At 65.8% G+C, this 19,565-nt stretch carries 18 protein-coding genes and 1 pseudogene; 18 read left to right on the forward strand and 1 reads right to left on the reverse strand.

The window, feature by feature from the left end; translation table 11 throughout:
- The first annotated feature begins 241 nt into the window (after positions 1–241).
- The 13 genes and pseudogenes from RUU78_RS03310 (at position 242) to panE (ending at position 10,796) form a co-directional block, all read left to right on the forward strand.
- Complete coding sequence (locus RUU78_RS03310) at positions 242–730, forward strand: YceD family protein (protein ID WP_313913648.1); 489 nt, start codon at positions 242–244, stop codon at positions 728–730.
- Between the two features lie 109 nt (positions 731–839).
- Positions 840–1,034 carry a 50S ribosomal protein L32 gene (gene rpmF / locus RUU78_RS03315; RefSeq protein WP_313913650.1) on the forward strand — a complete coding sequence of 65 codons (195 nt, stop codon included), beginning with the start codon at positions 840–842 and terminating at the stop codon, positions 1,032–1,034.
- A 114-nt stretch (positions 1,035–1,148) separates the two neighbouring features.
- Positions 1,149–2,138 (forward strand): beta-ketoacyl-ACP synthase III, encoded by a 990-nt coding sequence (locus RUU78_RS03320; RefSeq protein ID WP_313913651.1) that lies wholly within the window; start codon positions 1,149–1,151, stop codon positions 2,136–2,138.
- Between the two features lie 60 nt (positions 2,139–2,198).
- Positions 2,199–2,357: pseudogene (locus RUU78_RS03325) on the forward strand (malonyl CoA-acyl carrier protein transacylase); the annotation flags it as partial.
- Positions 2,358–2,392: 35 nt separating this feature from the next.
- Positions 2,393–3,136 (forward strand): 3-oxoacyl-ACP reductase FabG, encoded by a 744-nt coding sequence (gene fabG, locus RUU78_RS03330; protein WP_313913653.1) that lies wholly within the window; start codon positions 2,393–2,395, stop codon positions 3,134–3,136.
- A gap of 216 nt (positions 3,137–3,352) precedes the next feature.
- On the forward strand, positions 3,353–3,592 hold the full coding sequence (gene acpP, locus RUU78_RS03335; RefSeq protein WP_133820841.1) for an acyl carrier protein: 240 nt from the start codon (positions 3,353–3,355) through the stop codon (positions 3,590–3,592).
- A 198-nt stretch (positions 3,593–3,790) separates the two neighbouring features.
- Positions 3,791–5,029, forward strand: coding sequence for a beta-ketoacyl-ACP synthase II (gene fabF / locus RUU78_RS03340; protein ID WP_313913658.1), 1,239 nt, complete (start codon positions 3,791–3,793; stop codon positions 5,027–5,029).
- 252 nt (positions 5,030–5,281) lie between these two features.
- A complete protein-coding gene (locus tag RUU78_RS03345; RefSeq protein ID WP_313913682.1) occupies positions 5,282–6,652 on the forward strand; it encodes an aminodeoxychorismate synthase component I in 1,371 nt (456 codons plus the stop codon).
- Positions 6,649–7,473: an aminodeoxychorismate lyase gene (gene pabC / locus RUU78_RS03350; RefSeq protein ID WP_313913661.1), complete on the forward strand. Its 825-nt coding sequence runs from the start codon at positions 6,649–6,651 to the stop codon at positions 7,471–7,473. The genes RUU78_RS03345 and pabC overlap by 4 nt, the downstream gene beginning before the upstream one ends.
- A complete protein-coding gene (gene mltG, locus RUU78_RS03355; protein WP_313913664.1) occupies positions 7,466–8,527 on the forward strand; it encodes an endolytic transglycosylase MltG in 1,062 nt (353 codons plus the stop codon). Before pabC ends, mltG begins: the two co-directional genes overlap by 8 nt.
- Positions 8,528–8,549: 22 nt before the next feature.
- Positions 8,550–9,518 carry a DNA polymerase III subunit delta' gene (holB, locus tag RUU78_RS03360; protein WP_313913666.1) on the forward strand — a complete coding sequence of 323 codons (969 nt, stop codon included), beginning with the start codon at positions 8,550–8,552 and terminating at the stop codon, positions 9,516–9,518.
- 16 nt (positions 9,519–9,534) lie between these two features.
- On the forward strand, positions 9,535–9,885 hold the full coding sequence (locus RUU78_RS03365) for a PilZ domain-containing protein (RefSeq protein ID WP_313913684.1): 351 nt from the start codon (positions 9,535–9,537) through the stop codon (positions 9,883–9,885).
- On the forward strand, positions 9,885–10,796 hold the full coding sequence (gene panE, locus RUU78_RS03370) for a 2-dehydropantoate 2-reductase (RefSeq protein ID WP_313913668.1): 912 nt from the start codon (positions 9,885–9,887) through the stop codon (positions 10,794–10,796). The genes RUU78_RS03365 and panE overlap by 1 nt, the downstream gene beginning before the upstream one ends.
- A gap of 83 nt (positions 10,797–10,879) precedes the next feature.
- Here panE and RUU78_RS03375 read toward each other — a convergent pair whose 3' ends face one another.
- Entirely contained in the window at positions 10,880–12,913 is a 2,034-nt protein-coding gene (locus RUU78_RS03375) for a 3-hydroxyacyl-CoA dehydrogenase NAD-binding domain-containing protein (protein WP_313913670.1), read from the reverse strand.
- A 311-nt stretch (positions 12,914–13,224) separates the two neighbouring features.
- Here RUU78_RS03375 and RUU78_RS03380 point away from each other — a divergent pair, with 311 nt between their 5' ends.
- The 5 genes from RUU78_RS03380 to RUU78_RS03400 all read left to right on the forward strand — a co-directional run bounded on the left by RUU78_RS03380 (position 13,225) and on the right by RUU78_RS03400 (position 19,454).
- Positions 13,225–13,686 carry a hypothetical protein gene (locus RUU78_RS03380; protein WP_313913672.1) on the forward strand — a complete coding sequence of 154 codons (462 nt, stop codon included), beginning with the start codon at positions 13,225–13,227 and terminating at the stop codon, positions 13,684–13,686.
- A complete protein-coding gene (locus RUU78_RS03385) occupies positions 13,686–16,295 on the forward strand; it encodes an EAL domain-containing protein (RefSeq protein WP_313913674.1) in 2,610 nt (869 codons plus the stop codon). Before RUU78_RS03380 ends, RUU78_RS03385 begins: the two co-directional genes overlap by 1 nt.
- 281 nt (positions 16,296–16,576) lie before the next feature.
- Positions 16,577–17,164: an RNA polymerase sigma factor RpoE gene (rpoE, locus tag RUU78_RS03390; RefSeq protein ID WP_313913676.1), complete on the forward strand. Its 588-nt coding sequence runs from the start codon at positions 16,577–16,579 to the stop codon at positions 17,162–17,164.
- 5 nt (positions 17,165–17,169) lie between these two features.
- Positions 17,170–17,793, forward strand: coding sequence for a sigma-E factor negative regulatory protein (locus RUU78_RS03395; protein ID WP_313913678.1), 624 nt, complete (start codon positions 17,170–17,172; stop codon positions 17,791–17,793).
- A 236-nt stretch (positions 17,794–18,029) separates the two neighbouring features.
- On the forward strand, positions 18,030–19,454 hold the full coding sequence (locus RUU78_RS03400; RefSeq protein WP_313913680.1) for a DegQ family serine endoprotease: 1,425 nt from the start codon (positions 18,030–18,032) through the stop codon (positions 19,452–19,454).
- The last annotated feature ends 111 nt before the right edge of the window (positions 19,455–19,565 follow it).

A 19,565-nucleotide genomic window follows, 5' to 3' on the forward strand; every position in this document is an offset into this window, starting at 1 on the left:
AGAGTGATCGCTCAGAGCCATTGGCTCTGATCACTCTGAACGCCCAGCGGGCCGGACAGGCCAAATGCCTGCGCAGCAGGCGTTTGGCGGGGTTGTGGAGATCTGGTGCCGAGTGCAAGAGCGACAGTGCCGGGGCTTGTCCAGAACTTTCTAAGTGACGGAGTGGGCGTGGGTTTCGTTTGACTTCAATCACGGCCGAAACTACCATCGCGCGCCCATGTCTGCGCCTTTCCCCGAGATAGTGGACGCTTGGCGCATGGTTTCGGCGCGGCGTTCCTTCAATGGCATCCTGCCCGTAGCGCTCCTGCCGCGTCTGACTGACGCGCTGGCGGCGCCGGACGGGACGATCGCGTACGATATCGAGTTCGACCGCGACGATCTGGGCATTGCCTATATCGCCTTGCGGGCACAGGGTGAGCTCACGCTGACTTGCCAGCGCACGCTGGAACCGTTTGCAATGCCCGTGAGCATCGATACCCGGTTGGGGTTGATAACGCGGGAAGAAGAGGAAGCAGGCCTGCCGGCCGGTTACGAGCCTTTGCTGCTCGAATCGTCCGAACTCAGGCCCGCGGAAGTGATCGAGGACGAGTTGCTGCTGGCCTTGCCCTTGATTCCGGTCAAACCGGGCCTGGAGGAGTCGGACCTGCACTGGTCGACCGATCCGGAACAGACTGAGTTACCGCAGCGGCCGAACCCGTTCGCCGCGCTGGGCAGTCTGAAGAAAGAATAGAAGCAGCGGCGGTGGCGCCACGCGATTGGCGCAGGTGCGGCGAATGCCGCGTAATTGACTGGTTCGTCACCGCTTCGGCAAGCGAACACACGCGTTTTTGGAGAGTCCCATGGCAGTTCAGAAATCCCGCAAGACCCCGTCCACCCGCGGCATGCGCCGTTCCCACGATGCGCTGACGGCCAAGCAACTGGCCACCGACCCGACGACGGGCGAAGTTCACATTCGTCATCACATCACCAAGGACGGCTACTACCGCGGCCGCCAGGTGATTCCCAGCAAGACCCCTGTCCACAGCGAAGACTGATCGTTCCGGCCGCCCGTCGGCCGGAATCGTGGACACGTAATTCCGGCGCGCAGGCGCCGGAATTCGTTTGCAGGCCACGTCGTGCTCCCACCAGGGCATCGGCGTAGTCGACCGATGCAGGGGGAAGCCGCTCTGATTCATTCCCGTATCGCAGGCACTGGCAGTTACCTGCCGGACAAGATCCTGACCAACGCGGACCTGGAAAAACTCGTCGACACGTCCGACGAATGGATCCACAGCCGCACGGGCATCCGCCAGCGCCATGTCGCCGCGGAAGGGCAGACCACGTCTGATCTCGCTGAGCGCGCCGCGCGCGCAGCTCTCGATGCCGCTGGTGTCGACGTCCGCGAGATCGAACTGATCATCGTCGGCACGACGACGCCCGACCTCATCTTTCCGTCCACTGCGTGCCTGCTGCAGCATCGCCTCGGCGCGAACGGCTGCGCGGCGTTCGACGTCAATGCGGCCTGCTCGGGCTTCATGTATGCGCTGAGCGTGGCGGACAAGTTCATCCGATCGGGCGCCGTGAAGAAGGCTCTCGTCGTCGGCGCCGAGACCCTGACGCGCATGCTCGACTGGTCCGACCGCGGCACCTGCGTGCTGTTCGGCGACGGTGCCGGCGCGGTTGTCCTGACCGCGGACAGCGCACCGGGCATCATCTCCACGCACCTGCACGCGGACGGCGCATACAAGGAACTGCTGTGGAATCCGGTCGGCGTCTCCGCGGGCTTCAAGCCCGACGAAAAGAATGCTGGCGTGCGCGTGCTCATGATCGGTAGCGAAGTCTTCAAGGTCGCGGTCAAGACGCTGGACGCGGTCGTCGAGGAAACCCTGTCCGCGAACGGCCTCGACAAGTCCGAGATCGACTGGCTCATTCCGCACCAGGCCAACCTGCGCATCATCCAGGCCACGGCCAAGCGCCTCGAAATGCCGATGGACCGCGTCATCGTCACGGTCGACAAGCATGGCAACACGTCGTCGGGCTCGGTGCCGCTGGCGCTGGACCATGCGGTGCGCTCCGGCCGCGTCCAGCGCGGCCAGTTGCTGCTGTTGGAAGCGTTCGGCGGCGGCTTCACCTGGGGCTCGGCGCTCGTGCGCTATTGAGAACGTTCGGCGCGATGCGTTCGCGCCGTGGGTCCGTCCATTCCCGCCTTCTGCTTTCCTATGACGCACCCATATCCCGCCTTCGTGTTTCCAGGCCAGGGCTCGCAGTCGGTCGGGATGCTAGCTGAACGCGCCGCCGGCCATCCGCCGGTGCGGCAGACCTTCAAGGAAGCTTCGGCAGGTGCTGGCGTGCATCTCTGGACGCTGTCGCAGCAAGGGCGCGGCCCAAGCATAAGTCACCAAGGAGCATTGCAATGAGTGGAAACCTGCAGGGCGAAATTGCGCTCGTCACCGGCGCCAGCCGCGGCATCGGCGCGGCGATCGCGAGGCGTCTGGCGGATGCCGGCGCCATCGTCGTCGGCACGGCGACCAGCGAGGCCGGTGCCGCCGCGATAGGCCAGACCCTCGCGCCCATCGGCGGCCACGGCCGCGTGCTCAACGTCACCGACGGCGCGGCGGTCGAAGGACTGATCGACGCGATCACCAAGGAATTCGGCCCGGTGTCCCTGCTCGTCAACAACGCCGGGATCACGCGCGACCAGCTACTCATGCGCATGAAGGAAGACGACTGGCAGGCCATACTCGATACCAACCTGACCTCGGTCTACCGTACCTCCAAGGCGGTCCTGCGCGGCATGATGAAGGCGCGCAAGGGCCGAATCATCAGCATTGCCTCGGTGATCGGGCTGACCGGCAATCCGGGCCAGGCCAACTACGCCGCGGCCAAGGCCGGCATCATCGCTTTCTCCAAATCGCTGGCACGTGAGATAGGTTCGCGCGGCATCACCGTCAACGTGGTTGCGCCCGGATTTGTCGAGACGGACATGACGGCGGCGCTGCCGCAGGAACAGAGGGACGCGATGCTCGGACAGATTGCCCTGGGTCGTCTGGGTCAGCCCGACGACATCGCCCATGCGGTCGCGTTCCTCGCCTCGCCGGCGGCCGCGTGGATCACCGGGGAAACTCTGCACGTCAATGGCGGCATGTACATGCCTTGAGAATCAGCGGTTTGCCTGCCGTGCTCGTGTCAAACGAGCGTATCTGGCTGGTGAGTTCCGATTCCTCTACAATCGCCGGGCTTTGTGTTGCCAAGGAATTGGCCCGCGCAGGGGCGGGTTGCCCGCCGGGATGCGTTGCTGCCAGCCGGCGCGCCGCGAACGACAGGAAGTGTGGTTTCGATTTTTGAACTATTCCCTTCGGGAGGAATTTGCACAATGAGCAGCATTGAAGAACGCGTCAAGAAGATCGTCGTCGAACAACTCGGCGTGAAGGAAGACGAAGTGACCCAGAACGCCTCCTTCGTGGACGATCTTGGCGCCGACTCGCTCGACACGGTTGAACTGGTAATGGCCCTCGAAGAAGAGTTCGAGTGCGAGATCCCCGACGAAGAAGCCGAAAAGATCACGACCGTGCAGCAGGCGGTCGACTACATCAAGGCCCACGTCAAGGCCTGAGCCTGAGTCCCAAGCTGCATCCGAGCTGCGCCGCATGGCGCAGTTCGCGTTTTGGGAGCGTCGCCAAACGTGCGGCGTTCCGGTGCGGCCCATCCTGATTCCCCGCCCTGCCGCTTCGCGCCTGCGTGGACCATTCCGGGCCTTGCGCGGTAGCGCCGCCGCCCGGCGGTGCCGGCACTCCAGTCTGGAAGCATTCGCATGAGCAAGCGTCGCGTCGTCATCACCGGCATGGGCATACTGAGTCCAGTCGGCAACGATCTCACCACGGCCTGGAACAACATCATGGGTGGTGTCAGCGGGATCGGCCCCATCACGCATTTCGACGCCAGTGCGTACTCCACACGCATCGCTGGCGAGGTGCGAAATTTCGATCCAGCGCAGTGGTTCGCGCCCAAGGACGTGAAGAAGATGGATGCCTTCATCCATTACGGCGTCGCGGCGTCTCTCGATGCGCTCAAGGATTCCGGCCTCGAAGTGACCGAGGCCAACGCCGAGCGCATCGGCGTCAGCGTCGGTGCCGGCATCGGCGGAATCGCGACGATAGAGCGCACCAGCCAGGCGCTGGCCGAAGGCGGCCCGCGCAAGATCTCGCCGTTCTTCGTGCCATCGACCATCATCAACATGATTTCGGGCAACGTCTCGATCATGACCGGAGTCAAGGGCCCGAACATTTCCGTGGTCACCGCCTGTACCACCGCCGCGCACAACATCGGCCTGGCCGCACGCATGATTGCCTACGGCGATGCCGACGTCATGATTGCCGGCGGTGCCGAGTATTCGACGACCGGTACCGCGATCGGCGGCTTCTGCTCGGCACGCACGCTGTCCACGCGCAACAGCGAGCCGACCAAGGCCAGCCGTCCCTGGGACAGGGATCGTGACGGCTTCGTGCTGTCCGACGGCGCCGGCGTGCTCGTGCTCGAAGATTACGAACATGCCAAGGCGCGCGGCGCGCGCATCTACGCAGAACTCGCCGGCTTCGGCATGAGCGGCGATGCCTACCATATGACCTCGCCGAGCGAGAACGGCGAGGGTGCGGCGCGCTGCATGAACAACGCGCTGAAGGATGCCGGTATCACGGCTGCGGACGTGGACTACATCAATGCCCACGGCACCTCGACACCGGCCGGCGATCTGGCCGAAACCCAGGGCATGAAGACTGTGCTCGGTGACCACGTGGGCAAGGTGATGGTGTCGTCGACGAAGTCGATGACGGGTCATCTGCTCGGTGCAGCCGGTGGTGTGGAAGCGATCTTCTCCGTGCTCGCGCTGCGCGACAACGTGGTGCCGCCGACGATCAACCTCGACCAGCCCGGCGAAGGCTGCGACCTGGACTATGTGCCGCATACCGCACGCCAGCATGCCCTCGATATCGTAATGTCCAATTCGTTCGGCTTCGGCGGCACCAACGGCACGCTGGTATTCCGGCGCATCTGAGCGCGACGCGTCCAGCGACAGGTTGCGAGCGTCCGGCGCTGCAGGCGTGATCTCGACATCATCGTCCCGAAAATGCCCCGGTTTTTCGCGGCCCTATTGAACCAAGACGCCACCACACGCTTGCGTCGCAGGGGTGTGGTGGCGTGCGGAGGTCTGGTGCGCAACAGCAAGCCCTATTGGCCGGACGTGCTCGGAATCCTCCCCGTTCGCTTTCCTGCGGGACCGGACTGACTCGTGTCGGTTTCCGCCCCCATGCGCGTGGACACCGGCGTCGTCACGCGCGAGTTGCCGCAGCGTCACGATCTGCTTGCGCTGGCCGCGCTGAGGCCGGAACGGTATCCCTGCCTGCTGCAGAGCGTGGCGATCGGCGACAGGGCTGCGTGGGACGTGCTGCCGGCGTTTCCGCAGGACAGCTTGCGTCTGGACCGGATCGGTGAGGTCGTCGACGCGCAGGGTGGTGTTGCCGGCAACGATTTCCTCGTCGCGCTCGATGCGCAGTGGCGCGCGCAGTTCGCGACGCCAGACGAGGCTGCGGCTGCGTTGCCGTTCCGCGGCGGCTGGGCGCTGTTTCTTTCGTACGAGATTGCGGCCAGCATCGAGCCGGTGCTGCAGTTGCCCGATGCGCCGGATGCGGCACTGCCGCGTGCGATCGCGTTGCGCTGTCCGGTTGGCGTGCTTGTCGACCATGGTCGCGGACGCACCGTGCTCGTTGCCGAGCCCGGTCATGCGCATCTGCTCGACGTGGTGGAACGTGATCTGGCCCACGCCCGCGCACCGCAACCCACGGCGCTGTCGCTGTCGGCTATCGAGGAAGATGCGCCGCAGGACTTTCTCGACGGCGTGGCGCGCATCCATGAATACCTGCGCGCCGGTGATATCTTCCAGGTCAACCTGTCGCGCGAATGGCGCGCGCGCCTCGCGCGAGCAGCGGCGCCAGCGCAGATCTACGCCAATCTGCGCCAAGCGAATCCGTCGCCGTTCGCGGGCCTGTTCCAGCTCGACGACTGGGCCGTGATTTCCTCCTCCCCCGAACGGCTGGTGCAGGTGCAGGGCGACATCGTGCAGACGCGACCCATCGCCGGCACGCGGCCGCGCTTTCCCGGTGACGACGATGCAGCGCGCATCCGCGAGCTGGTCGGGCATCCCAAGGAGCGCGCCGAGCACGTCATGCTCATCGACCTGGAGCGCAACGACCTGGGCCGTGTCGCGCGACCCGGCAGCGTCGTCGTCGACGAGCTCATGAGCGTAGAGACCTACGCCCATGTGCACCACATCGTGTCGAATGTCCGTGCGACCTTGCGCGCTGGCGTGACGCCGGGCGAGGTGATCCGCGCGGTGTTTCCCGGCGGCACCATCACCGGGTGCCCGAAAGTGCGCTGCATGCAAATCATCGCCGAGCTTGAGCACGGTGGCCGCGGCGCCTATACCGGAGCGCTGGGCTATCTCAACCGCGACGGCGGCATGGACCTCAACATTCTGATCCGCACCATCAGCCAGAACGGCCGCCAGCTGCGCTGGCGCGCCGGTGCCGGCATCGTCGTCGACTCGGTCGCTGCACGCGAACTGGAGGAAACGCGGCACAAGGCGCGTGGCCTGCTGCGCGCACTGGGTCTGGACGCGTGAGCGCGCGCACCTACCTCAACGGTATCGAAGGTGCGTGGATTCCGACGCACGATCGCGGCCTGATGTACGGCGACGGATTGTTCGAGACGGTGCTGTTCGTCGACGGCGTCGCCCCGCTGTGGCCGCGGCATCGCACGCGGCTGGAGGCTGGCGTGGCCCGGCTCGGATTCGCGCTTCCGCCGATCGATGCGCTGTTGGCCGTCGCTCAGCAGGCCAGTAGCGGCCTGGCGCGTGCGGCCGTGCGCATCACGGTCACACGTGGCGTCGGCGAACGCGGCTACGCGCCGCCGGTGCCGGCGATGCCGAACTGGATCGTCGCAGCATCGTCCGCGCCGGTTGTTGCGCCCGATTGGTGTGCCCGCGGAATCCGGGTACGCTGCTGCAGTTTGCGCTTGGCGGCGCAGCCGCTGCTGGCCGGGCTCAAGCATTTGAACCGGCTCGAGCAAGTGCTGGCGCGGGCCGAGTGGAACGACGCGGAAATTGCCGAAGGACTGCTCGGCGATTCCGCCGGACGTGTCATCGGCGCGACCGCTGCCAACCTGTTTGCCGTACGCGGAGGCCGGCTGTTGACGCCGGCGCTCGACGAGTGCGGCGTGGCCGGCGTGTGTCGCGCCGAAGTGCTGGCGAGGCGCGAGGTCGCGGTCGGCAGCCTGACCTGGAACGAATTGATGCATGCGGACGAAGTTTTCCTGACCTCCAGCTTGCGCGGCATCCTGCCGGTGCGGGGCATCGACGCGCAGACCTTCGCGCCCGGCGCCGTCACGCGCGGATTGCAGCAAGAATGGCGCGCGCTCGGCCTGATGGAGCCGGCCGATGGCTAGGCGCAGCCGCAAGAGCGCGGCCAGGCCGGCTGCAAGACGAGGCGGTGGTGTGGCGCGCGTGTTCGGCTGGCTGCTGCTGATCGGCCTGGCGGCGGCGGGCTGGTTCGCGTGGCAGGATGCGGACCACTTTGCCGATGTGCCGCTGCGCGTCGGCGCTCCGGTCGTGCTTGACGTGCCGGCAGGTGCGTCGTTTGCGGCGATACGTCGCCAGATCCGGGAGGCCGGCCTGAGCGATGCGCATGATCTGTACTGGCGTGCCCTCGCGCAGCGCATGGATGTGGCCACGCGGCTCAAGGCCGGCGAGTATGCCGTCCCGGTCGGTACGACGCCGCGTGAGCTGCTGCGGCGCATGGCGGCCGGCGATGTGATCCAGCGTCGCTTTACGATTGTGGAAGGGTGGACATTTCGCCAGCTGCGCGCCGAACTGGCGAACGCCGCCGGCGTGCGTCAGAGCCTGACGACCCGGTCCGACAGCGAGATCATGCGTGAACTCGGCGCCGGTGCGGACCATCCCGAAGGCCGTTTCCTTCCGGAAACCTATACCTGGACGCGTGGCGACAGCGATCTGGATCTGCTGCGCCGCGCGCACCAGGCGATGACCCGCGCGCTGGCCGAAACCTGGGCCAAGCGGGCACCGGATCTGCCGTTGGAGTCGCCGTACCAGGCATTGATCCTGGCCTCGATCGTCGAGCGCGAAACCGGCAAGGCGGCCGAGCGTCCGGCGATAGCCGGGGTTTTCGCCCGGCGCCTGCGCCTGGGCATGAAACTGCAGACCGATCCGACCGTAATCTACGGCCTGGGTGCGGCCTTCGACGGCAACCTGCGCCGGCGCGACCTCGACACCGACACGCCGTACAACACGTATACGCGCACCGGCCTGCCGCCGACGCCGATCGCATTGCCGGGTCTCGCGGCGCTCGAAGCCGCGGTGCGCCCGGCCCCGGGCGACGCCCTGTACTTCGTCGCGCGTGGCGATGGTTCGCATGAGTTCAGCCCCAGCCTCGATGCGCACAATCGCGCCGTCGCGCGCTACCAGTTGCGGCGTACGCCATGAGCCGGATGCCGTGGGTGAACACATGAACGGTGCCGATTGGAATCGTCCACTCTGGGACAATGTGCTGGAACGCCAACGCCGCGGCGCCATGCCGCACGCCTTGCTGCTGGGCGGCCCGGCCGGCCTCGGCAAGCGTGCGTTCGCCGCCGGCCTGGCTGCGCTGCTGCTGTGCGAAAAACCGGCCGATGTGGCCTGCGGCATCTGTCGCGGTTGCCTTCTGGTTGCCGCGGGGAGTCATCCGGACCGTGTCGAGATCAACCTGGAACTGCGCGACGACGGCAAGACCCCGCGCAGCGAGATCGTGGTGGATCAGATCCGCGTCCTGTCGCAGCGCCTGTCGATGACCGCACAGTTCGGTGGCCATCAGGTCGCGCTGATCGATCCGGCCGATCTCATGAACAACGCGGCCGCAAATGCGCTGCTGAAGACCCTCGAGGAACCCGGCCCTGGCACGGTCATGCTGCTGATCAGCGACCAGTCCGCGCGCCTGCCGGCGACTATCCGCTCGCGCTGCCAGCGCGTGGATTTCGTGCTGCCGAATGCAGCTGAAGCCGTCGGCTGGCTAAAACGCCAGGGCGTCGATGGTGCAGCGCAGGCGCTGGAAGCGGCCGCCGGCAACCCCGGCCTTGCGCTGGATCTCGCGCGCGGCGGCGGACTGGCCCTGCGCACCGAAGTCGCGAGCGACCTGGCCAACCTCTGGACGCGCAAGGCAGCACCGGCCGAAGTCGCCAACCGCTGGGCCAAGAGCGAGGCGGAACGCCGCACCTGGTTCGCGGCTCAGCTGGCGCAGGCCGAAACGGCGGCGCAGGCGCGCCAGTCGCGCGGTCCGCTCGCCTTGACCGCCATCAGCGATTTCAACAAGCTAGCGCAATGGTTCCGCGAAGCGGGACGCGTGCGCGAACAATTGCGTACGCCGGTGCGTAGCGAATTGCTGTTACTGGAACTGTTGCTGGCCTGGCGCGCACTGGCGCCGGCGGCGAGGAGGACGTGATATGGCTACCCCGGCAATGGGCGGCATGCCGCGACAAGGCATCCTGTCGCTGGCGATCAAGGACAGGGGCGCGCTCTACAACGCGTATATGCCGTTCGTGAAGAACGGCGGATTGTTCGTTCCCACAGCCAAGCGCTATTCGCTGGGCGACGAAGTTTTCATCCTGCTGACCCTGATGGAAGAGAAAGACCGCCTGCCGGTGGCAGGCAAGGTCGTCTGGATCACGCCGCCGGGTGCCCAGGGAAACCGCACCGCCGGCATCGGCGTGCAGTTCAACGAATCCGCGGACGGCGAAACCGCGCGCACCAAGATCGAATCGATACTGGCCGGCATCCTGGGTTCGGATCGCCCGACGCATACCATGTGATGCGTGTCCTCGTACTCGGTGCCGGCGCGACCGGCGCCTATTTCGGTGCCCGCCTGGTCCAGTCCGGCAGCGCGGTTTCCTTCCTGGTTCGTCCGGCGCGCGCGGAACTGCTGCGCCGTGACGGCCTGCGCGTGTCCAGCTCGCACGGCGACTTCGCCGCTCCCGTCGACGTGCTGACCCACCTGCCGGCGGGTAGTCCCTTCGACCTGATCCTGCTCACCTGCAAGGCCCACGACCTCGATACCGCGCTGGCCGCGATAGCACCGGCCGTCGGTCCCGGCAGCCGCGTGCTGCCGCTGCTCAACGGTTTGCGCCATCTCGACGTGCTCGACCAGGCTTTCGGCGCGGCGCGCGTGCTCGGCGGTCTTTGCCATATTTCGGTAACGCTGCAGCCCGACGGCAGCGTGCTGCACATGGGGCAGCCGCATCGACTTACCTTCGGTGCGCGGGCGCCGGATCCCCGTCTGGCGGATCTCGCGCCTGCGCTGCTGGCTGCGCCGGTCGAGGTACGTCAGAGCCAACGCATCATCGACGCGATGTGGGAAAAGTTCGCGTTTCTCGCGACGCTGGCGGCGATGACCTGCCTGATGCGGGGATCAATCGGCGACATCGTCGCCACGCCAGACGGCACGGCGCTGCTGCGGCGCTGCTACGCCGAAGCCTGCGCGGTCGCTGCGGCGGCGGGCCATGCCATCGCCGCCGCCGCCCGCGACGAGGCGGTCGCGATACTGACTACCGCCGGCTCGCCGCTGAAGGCTTCGATGCTGCGCGACCTGCAGCGTGGCGCAACGACCGAGTGCGAACACATCCTCGGCGACCTGATCGCGCGCGGCTGCGCCCACGGCATCGACATGCCGCTGTTGTGCTCGGCGGCGACGCATTTGCGGGTGTATGAGCTAGGAAAGACGTGAGAGGAGTGAGAAACGGGCAAAGGCTGCCTCAGCGCTGACGCTGCCCTTACTCGTTTCTCTCTCCTTTGCCTATTTTCCGGTCCCTACACCAGGTCCCAGCCGCCCTTCGGCGCGAAGCGCTTGCCGTAGCGGCTGGCCAGCGCCTCGAGCTGGGCCTTGATCTTGGCCGCGCCTTCGCTGCGGATGTGCGCGATCGGACCGCCGCGGAACGGCGCGAAGCCGGTGCCGAAGATCACGCCCGCATCGAGCAGATCGGCATTCTCGACCACGCCTTCGGCCAGGCAGGCCACCGATTCGTTGAGCATCGGCAGGATCATGCGTTCGGTAATGTCAGACGGCGCCTCGTAGTTCGGATCGACCTGCGGCTTGACCGGCTTGCCGTCCTGCCAGACATAGAAGCCCTGGCCGTCCTTCTTGCCGCGTTTGCCCGATTCGAGCAGCGCTTCCATACCTTTGGGAACATCCAGGCCGAGGAATCCGGCGAGGATCTTGCCGACCGAGGCGCAGACGTCGAGGCCTACCGTGTCGGCCAGTTCGATCGGCCCCATCGGCATGCCGAACTTCTTGGCGGCCTTGTCCAGTACCGGTCCCGGTACGCCTTCGCTGTACAGCGTCATCGCTTCGAGCAGGTACGGCATCAGGATGCGGTTGACGAGGAAGCCTGGCGAACTCTTGACCGGCACCGGCAGCTTGTCGATGGCCTTGCAGAACGCCAGTGCACGCTGCACCGCCTCGGGGTCGAGCCGGTCGTGGGTCACGACCTCGACCAGCGGCATCATCGCGACCGGGTTGAAAAAGTGCAGTCCGAGAAAAAGTTGCGGGCGCTGCACCGCGGCACTGAGCTGGTCCAGCGGAATGCTCGACGTGTTCGTCGCCAGCAGCTCGCCTTCCTGGAACTGCGCTTCGACCTGCGCGTAGAGCGCCTGCTTGGCCTCGAGGTTCTCGTAGATCGCCTCGATCACGAGGTCGGCGCTGGCGATGCCGCTGCCCTGCACGTCGGCCTGCAGCCGCTCCAGCGCAGGGTTGATGCGGTCCGGCGTCTTCAGGCGCCTGGTGTAGAGCTCGCGTGCCCGGTCCAGCGCCGGCTGGACATACTTCATCTCGCGGTCCTGCAACGTGACCTGGAAGCCGCGCAGCGCGCACCAGGCCGCGATGTCGCCACCCATGACGCCGGCACCGACGACATGAACGTGCTCAATGCCGTGGCTGGTGCCGCCGCCAAGTCCCTTGAGCTGTTCCTGCAGGAAGAAGACGCGGATCAGGTTGCGCGCGGTTGATGTCTGCGACAGCTTGGCGACCGCGCGAGCCTCGTTATTGAGCCGCTTGCCGATGCCTCCGCCACGACGCCAGGTCTCGATCAGCGCGAAGGGTGCAGGATAGTGCGCTGGGCTGGCCTTGGCGGAAGCCTGCTTGCGCACCAGTGGCGCAATGACCTGTCGCGCCGGCCAGGTATTCGTGACCCAGGCCAAAGCGCGCTGCCTTAGCGGTCGGGCCGGCGGGTGGAGAATCAGTTCGCGCGCCTTCTCCACCAGCAGCTCGGGTGAAGCCAGCGCATCGACCAGGCCGATGGCGCGGGCATTTTCGGCCGACGCCGTGCGTCCGCTGAGCATGAGTTCCAACGCCGTCGGCGCGCCGATCAGGTAGGGCAGCCGCGCACTGCCGCCCCAGCCCGGGAAAATGCCAAGCTTGACCTCGGGCAGACCGATGCGCGTCGAAGGGTCGCGGCTGGCCACCCGATAGCGGCAGGCGAGCGCCAGTTCGGTGCCGCCGCCCATACAGTGGCCGTGGATCGCGGCGACGGTGCGGCAGGGCAGTCGTGCGAACCGCTCGAACACGCGCTGGCCGTTCTGGATCGATTCCAGGACGGAGCCGGCTTTCTCGTACTGCTCGAACTCTCGGATGTCGGCACCGGCGATGAAGCCGGCGCTCTTGCCCGAGCGCACGATGACGCCCTTGGGCGGCTCGATCGACAGGCGCTCGATGATCTCGCCGAGTTCGTCCAGCACGGCGCGCGAGAACGTATTGACGCGGTCACCGGCACGGTCAAAGCTCAGCACGACGATGCCGTCGCTGCCGCGCTCGGTCTTCCAGTGGGAAAAGCGGAGTCCTTCGAACATGGCGCGGCTGGCTGGCAGTAGGGGCGGGCTATAATCCGTGCTGCCTGCGCCTCTGGTCAATCTGCGGTGGTCGGGATAATGTCGGCCGCAGCGGCGGCGACGGAGCGGGACATGCCAGCGGGCTGTTACAGCTTGCTGGTGCGATCCAGAATGGATCGCCCGAGAGTCGATCGCGTAAGCGATGGATTTTCGGAGAACGTGGGCAAGCTCCGCTTGCACCGTTCGACTGAGAGAGGGGCTTTCGCCCCTTTCCCGACAATCGGCTAGGGGGCGGTCTTCAACGCGTGAATGTCGAGAGCAGCGAAAGCCAATTGAGTACCCGCCTGTTCGACCGCGTGATTGCGTCGAAGCAGAATGTGGTCGTGGTCGAGACCACCGACATCAGCGAGGTCCTGGCCCAGTTTCGCCAGTTTGCCCTGCGCAGTGGCCAGTCCGTTTATCAGTGGCAGGACGATCTGGGCATCAGTTCGCTGCGCGAAGGCGATGTCCGCGTGCCCGGCTCCAAGCGCATGGCCGACGCCTTGCGCTACATCCTGCAAAGCATGCATTTCGGGATCTATCTGTTCGTCGAGTGCGAAGGCCATCTGCGTCCGCCCAACATAGGCCTGCTGCGCCAGATCGGTCGCGCCAAGGGCGGCAACGAGCGCAAGGTCGTATTCATCGGCGGCTCGCTGACCATGCCCGACAGCCTCGAGGAAGTCACTGAACACCTGAGTTTCGAGCGGGTCATGCCGCAACGTCCGCGCCTGCGCGACGGACGCTGGGTGATCTGATGGCGCGCGACGAAAAAGGTCAGGGATCGGTACTCATCGTCGCCACCAACCGTGACGACAGGCGCGTACTGTTCGATACGCTCGATGGCCAGAACTTCGACGCGATCTACACCGCCAAGGATCTGCAGCAGGCGCTGGCCTTCCTGAATCAGGATCCGGACATCGATGTCGTGCTGATCGAATTCGTCGGCTCGGCGCGCGAAGCGGTGGCCTTCTGCACCCAGATGAAGGGCGACGAGCGTCTTGCGCGCGTGCCCGTGATCGGCCTGCTGCCGGCGGAAACCGCCGAGCGCCATTGGGACTGGTCGCGCATGCCGCCTGGTGTGATCGACTGGCTGCGCTCTCCGGTCGACGGCGCGGAAGCCCTTGCGCGGATACGTCAAGCGCTGAGCGTGGCCCGCGGCGGTGGCGCCAGCAGCGACGTCGCGGTCAAATCGGCCGCTTCCGATCGCTATCAGTTTGCATTCGAGGGCAGCCTCGACGAACTGGTGATCTCCGATCCCAAGACCGGCCGCATCGTCGAGGTGAATCCGGTATTCCTGCAGCGCTCGGGCTTCCCGCTGGCACAGGTGATCGGCCAGCCGCTGGACATGATCAGCAAGAGCCACACGCGCGAGCAGCGCGTCGAGCTCAATGCGCGCCTCACCCGCGAGGGCAGCGTACGCTACCGCTGCCAGAAGCCGCGCGCCGACGGCAGCAGCTATCCGGCCGAGGTGGTGTCGCGGCTGGCCGTGCGCGCGGGCAAGCTGGTGCACTTCACGATCTTGCGCGATCTCGGCGAACTGGGCCGGCTGCAGCAGTCTCTGGGCCTGCTGGCCGAGGCGATCGAAGTGGGCGCCGGCGACGAGGGCGTCAAGCAGGTGGTGCGACTCCTTGTGGACTGGCTGGAGCTGGACTACGTGACGCTGGTTTCCGCGCGGCCGGACCAGCCGACCGAAGTCCAGCCGATCACCCTGTATCAGCGGGTCAGCATGCCGGGCGACGCGCCTGATCCACTCAAGCAGCCGACCTTGCGCGAGGTGCTCGATGGGAGCAGCGTGATTCATCTGAGCGAGGCCTGGAAGCGCGTCGAACGCGACTCCTTTCTCGGTTTCACGCGCTTCGAAGCGTTCGTCGGGCTGCCGTTGCGCGACGAGCGCCGCACCGTGCTTGGCGCGCTGCTGCTGGGCCGGCGCACCGCGCTGCCCGAATCCACCACCATCGTCGACACCTTGCGTGTCGCTGCCGGGCGTCTGGCACTCGAGCTGGAGCTGCGCCGTTCGCGCGACCAGGGCAAGGCGAAGGCGTTGCAGGACGCGTTGACCGGGCTGCCCAACCGTCTGCTGTTCAACGATCGTCTGGAAACGACGATCAACGAGGCGCACCGCACCGGCGAGATGTTCGCCGTGCTCTTCGTGGATCTCGATCGCTTCAAGAACATCAACGACTCGCTCGGCCACAGCGTCGGCGACCAGGTGCTCGACGCGGTTTCGCGGCGCCTGCGCTCCAGCATCCGTGCCTCCGATACCGTGGCGCGCTATGCGGGCGACGAATTCACCCTGATCCTGCGCCACATCGTGCAGCGCGACGACGTCATGCGCATCGCCGAGAAAATCGTGCGCGTGATGGAAGCGCCCCTGACCCTCGACGACGGTTCCGAGCTGCACATCACCGCATCGATCGGCATCAGCTTCTATCCGGACGATGCGACCACGGCCGAACGCCTGCTCAAGCATGCCGACGTCGCGATGTACAGCGCCAAGGGCATGGGCAGGAACAATTTCCAGACCTATGTCGCCGTACCCGAGGAGTCGCACCAGCAGCGCATCGCTCTGGAGACCAAGCTGCGCGTGGCGGAGCGCAACAACGAATTGCGAGTCTATTACCAGCCGCAGGTCGATTCGTTCAGCGAAGACATCATCGGCATGGAGGCGCTGATCCGCTGGGAGCATCCGGAACTCGGCATGATCAGCCCCGGATTCTTCATTCCCCTGGCCGAAGAGACCGGCCTGATCGTATCCATCGGCGAGTGGGTGCTAAGAGTCGCTTGCGCAGACACCAAACGCTGGCAGACGCGCTTCAATCTGCCGCTTCGGGTCAGCGTCAATCTTTCGGCGCTGCAGATCAAGCAGCCCAACCTCGTGGAGATCGTGCGTAGCGTCGTCGACGAAACCGGCATCGATCCGACCCTGCTCGATCTCGAGGTGACCGAGAGCATCAGCGTCAAGTCGATCCCCAATCTCATGGAAACGCTGCAGTCGCTGCGCGATCTGGGCTGCCGCATTTCGATCGATGATTTCGGTACCGGCCAGTCTTCGCTGGACTATATCCGCCGCTTTCCGGCCGACAAGATCAAGATCGACCAGGTATTCGTCCGCAACATCGGCGTGGATCCGGATGACGAAGCCATCGTGCGCGCGACGATCGACATGGCGCACAGCCTCAAGCTCGGCGTGGTCGCCGAAGGCGTGGAGATCGAAGAGCACTTCAATTTCCTGCGCGACCACGGCTGCGAGGAGCTGCAGGGCTATCTGTTCTGCCGGCCGCTCGCACCGGTCAGTTTCGAGAACATGTTGGCCGAGCGGGAAAAGCTGTTTGGCGGCAACGGACAGGAGTTGCTGTCCCGTTGAGCTTGCCGTAGCTCATACTCGGACGCTGGCTGCCAATGGTTTCCGACCGTTCGCAGCCTGGTTGCAGCGAGTGACATGGAACTTCCGTACAGCTGCCGTTGTCTTGAACCCGGCACTGGCCTGAGCGCCGGTATCACGCAACAACGTGAGCGGGGTTCGACGTGGAAGCAGTGATGGGATCTGGATTTCTGGTTTGGGGACGCGAGTCCGAGGCCGCGCGGCGCGAAACAGTGCGTCCGGTGCAGGAAGCGGCGCCGGCGAGTGCAGGGAGTACGGCCCGGATGGGCGACGAAGTTTCCGACAATGTGCTGGTCGAGCGCGTGCAGAAGGGCGACAAGCGCGCCTTCGACCTGCTCGTGCGGCGTTACCAGCACAAAGTGGTCAGCGTGATCTCGCGCTATATTTCCGACTGGTCCGAATGCCAGGACGTGGCGCAGGAAGCGTTCATTCGTGCATACCGCGCGATCGGTGCGTTCCGTGGCGACAGTGCCTTCTACACCTGGGTGTATCGCATCGCGATCAACACAGCGAAGAACTATCTGGTGTCGCAGGGCCGGCGCCCGCCGACCGACGACATCGCCGTCGATGACGCGGTCCAGCTCGATGCCGGCGTCCGCCTGAAAGACAGCGCCACGCCCGAACGCGAACTGCTGCGGCAGGAAATTGAACAAACCGTATTCGCCACAGTCGAACAGTTGCCCGACGAACTGCGTACCGCGATCACCCTGCGTGAAGTCGATGGGTTGTCCTACGAGGAGATCGCCGAGCAGATGCAATGCCCCATCGGAACGGTGCGTTCACGCATCTTCCGGGCCCGCGAGGCCATCGACACGCAACTGCGTCCGCTGCTTGCGGACAGCGAGGTTTGATCGTCATGAGCACTGAAATCAAGGAACAGCTTTCCGCACTGATGGATGGTGAGATCGAGCGCGATGCAGCCCGTTTCGTGCTGCGTGCGGTCGAGACGGACCGCGCACTGGTTGCGGGATGGGCACGTTTTCACGTCACCCGCGACTGTCTGCAGCGACGGCCCATTCTGGTTGCGGATGCCGGCTTCGCTGCCGCCGTCATGGCCCGGCTCGATGCCGAGTCCGCTCCGGTCCAGGCGGGAAGCTCACGCTGGTTGCGTTATCTGTCCGGCGGCGCGGTGGCCGCAGCGGTCGCGGTGGTCGCCCTGATCGCTTCGGCACCGGAACAGGAAACCGCGCGCGGCGGCACGGTTGCCAGCGGTGTCAGCACGCAGGCTCCGGTTCGCGCTACCCCCTTCAACGACAGCATTCTGCAGCCGCGTCTGCCGCAGTTGGCCCAGCCGGCTTCGGCGACCGTAGGCGGCGACACCTTGTTTGCCCCGGGCTACGACCTGCGGTCGCAGCCGTCCAACGGGTGGCGTCCGGTCGACGCGAGCGGCATGAATCTGCGCACGCCGACGGCACCTTACGTTTTGCTGATCGTGCCGGTGCAGCCGGCGGAGCAGAAAGCGCAGCCGCGCCTGCAATAGAATTCTGCGATGTTTTCCACGACGGCTCCGGCGTGCTGCGCTGGGGCCGTTCGTTTGTCCGCGGTATTGATTCGGCCCGTTTTGAGCGCCAGATAAACGAAGGCCGGCGCCATGCGGCGTTACGGAACTTTGCCGCCCGGCGGCTCTCAAAGCGGCGTCCGGAGTCCTCCGGGAACGCCCGGCCAGACTGGGTAGACCCTCAAAAATCAGCAAAGGCAAACTGTATGCAACGAGGCATGTGGAAGTCTTTCGCCCTGTCGTTGGCAGGGCTGGTTTTCTTCGCTGCGGCGACCGCGCAGGCGTACGACCTGCCGGACTTCACCCCGCTGGTCGACAAGAACGGGCCGGCCGTGGTCAACGTTCAGGCGCGTCAGAACGGCGGCGACGGCGACAGCGCGGGCACCGCCGACGACGACGCGGATCAGGAACAGGTGCCCGAAATCTTCCGTCGTTTCTTCGGTCCTGGCGGCCCTGGCGCGCCGCGCGGCGGTCGTCCTGGTGGTGTCTCGCTCGGCTCTGGCTTCATCATTTCCAACGACGGTTACATCCTGACCAACAACCACGTCGTCGATGGCGCCGACAGCGTTACCGTACGCCTGTCCGACCGGCGTGAACTCGACGCCAAGGTCGTTGGTGCCGACTCGCAGTACGACATCGCGCTGCTGAAAGTGACGGCCAGCAATCTGCCCGCCGTGACGATCGGCGATTCCAAGAAGCTCAGGCCCGGTCAGTGGGTATTGGCCATCGGTTCGCCGTTCGGATTCGATCATTCGGTGACGGCCGGTATTGTCAGCGCCGTGAGCCGCAGCTTCGGCGGGCGCGACCAGCAGTACGTACCCTTCATTCAGACCGACGTGGCGATCAATCGGGGCAATTCGGGTGGTCCGCTTTTCAACCTGGACGGTGAGGTCGTCGGCATCAATTCGCAGATCCTGTCGAACACCGGCGGCTTCATGGGCGTCTCATTCGCGATTCCCATCGATACGGCCATGAGCGCGGTCAAGCAGATCAAGGACAAGGGGTTCGTGTCGCGCGGCATGATCGGCGTGCAAATTCAGGACGTGAATCGCGAGCTGGCGCAGAGCCTGGGCCTGCCGCGGACCGGAGGTGCGCTGGTCAACGCGACGACGGCCGGCAGCGCCGCCGAGAAGGCTGGCGTCAAGGTCGGCGACGTGATTCTCGCGTTCGGCGGCGTTGACGTGGTGCATTCCTCCGACCTGCCGCCGATGGTCGGAGCGACCGCGCCTGGCAGCAAGGTGGACCTCAGCGTGTTCCGTGACGGCAAGACCGTCACCATTCCCGTCACCGTTTCCGAACTGTCGCGCGATGCCACCGCGCAGGCTGGTGCCGGCGCGAATACCGCTGCCGGTACAAACCCGCTGGGCATGGTCGTCGACGATCTGACGGCGGAACAGCGGCAACAGCTCGGTATCAAGGACGAAGGTGTGGTCGTGACGCGCATCACCGGCGTACCGGCGCGCCGTGCTGCACTGCAGCCGGGCGACATCGTGCTCATGGTCGGAAAGCAGAAGGTCAGGACGTCAGTGGAATTCAACAACGCGGTCAAGAGTGTGCAGCCTGGTGATTCGGTCATGCTCCTGGTCCGCCGTCAGGATGCCAGCCTGTTCGTCGCCGTCAGCGTGCCGAAGTCCGCCGACTGAGTTGTTGCGGCACCGTGATCGACGACATCGGGGGCCCCCGGGGGCCCCCCGCGGCGGGGGACGGAAACCCCCCGGGGTGGCGGCCCCGGGGGGGCGCGGGGGGGGCGGGGG

This window comes from Tahibacter sp., from assembly GCF_032229445.1.
In the GTDB taxonomy this organism is placed as follows: Bacteria; Pseudomonadota; Gammaproteobacteria; order Xanthomonadales; family Rhodanobacteraceae; genus Tahibacter.

Bases quoted from the DNA above. Each gene is read 5' to 3' on its own strand.
- rpmF (WP_313913650.1), top strand. From the start codon at position 840: ATGGCAGTTCAGAAATCCCGCAAGACCCCGTCCACCCGCGGCATGCGC.
- RUU78_RS03320 (WP_313913651.1), top strand. From the start codon at position 1,149: ATGCAGGGGGAAGCCGCTCTGATTCATTCCCGTATCGCAGGCACTGGC.
- fabG (WP_313913653.1), top strand. From the start codon at position 2,393: ATGAGTGGAAACCTGCAGGGCGAAATTGCGCTCGTCACCGGCGCCAGC.
- acpP (WP_133820841.1), top strand. From the start codon at position 3,353: ATGAGCAGCATTGAAGAACGCGTCAAGAAGATCGTCGTCGAACAACTC.
- fabF (WP_313913658.1), top strand. From the start codon at position 3,791: ATGAGCAAGCGTCGCGTCGTCATCACCGGCATGGGCATACTGAGTCCA.
- RUU78_RS03345 (WP_313913682.1), top strand. From the start codon at position 5,282: ATGCGCGTGGACACCGGCGTCGTCACGCGCGAGTTGCCGCAGCGTCAC.
- mltG (WP_313913664.1), top strand. From the start codon at position 7,466: ATGGCTAGGCGCAGCCGCAAGAGCGCGGCCAGGCCGGCTGCAAGACGA.
- holB (WP_313913666.1), top strand. From the start codon at position 8,550: ATGAACGGTGCCGATTGGAATCGTCCACTCTGGGACAATGTGCTGGAA.
- RUU78_RS03365 (WP_313913684.1), top strand. From the start codon at position 9,535: ATGGGCGGCATGCCGCGACAAGGCATCCTGTCGCTGGCGATCAAGGAC.
- panE (WP_313913668.1), top strand. From the start codon at position 9,885: ATGCGTGTCCTCGTACTCGGTGCCGGCGCGACCGGCGCCTATTTCGGT.
- RUU78_RS03375 (WP_313913670.1), bottom strand. From the start codon at position 12,913: ATGTTCGAAGGACTCCGCTTTTCCCACTGGAAGACCGAGCGCGGCAGC.
- RUU78_RS03385 (WP_313913674.1), top strand. From the start codon at position 13,686: ATGGCGCGCGACGAAAAAGGTCAGGGATCGGTACTCATCGTCGCCACC.
- rpoE (WP_313913676.1), top strand. From the start codon at position 16,577: ATGGGCGACGAAGTTTCCGACAATGTGCTGGTCGAGCGCGTGCAGAAG.
- RUU78_RS03395 (WP_313913678.1), top strand. From the start codon at position 17,170: ATGAGCACTGAAATCAAGGAACAGCTTTCCGCACTGATGGATGGTGAG.
- RUU78_RS03400 (WP_313913680.1), top strand. From the start codon at position 18,030: ATGTGGAAGTCTTTCGCCCTGTCGTTGGCAGGGCTGGTTTTCTTCGCT.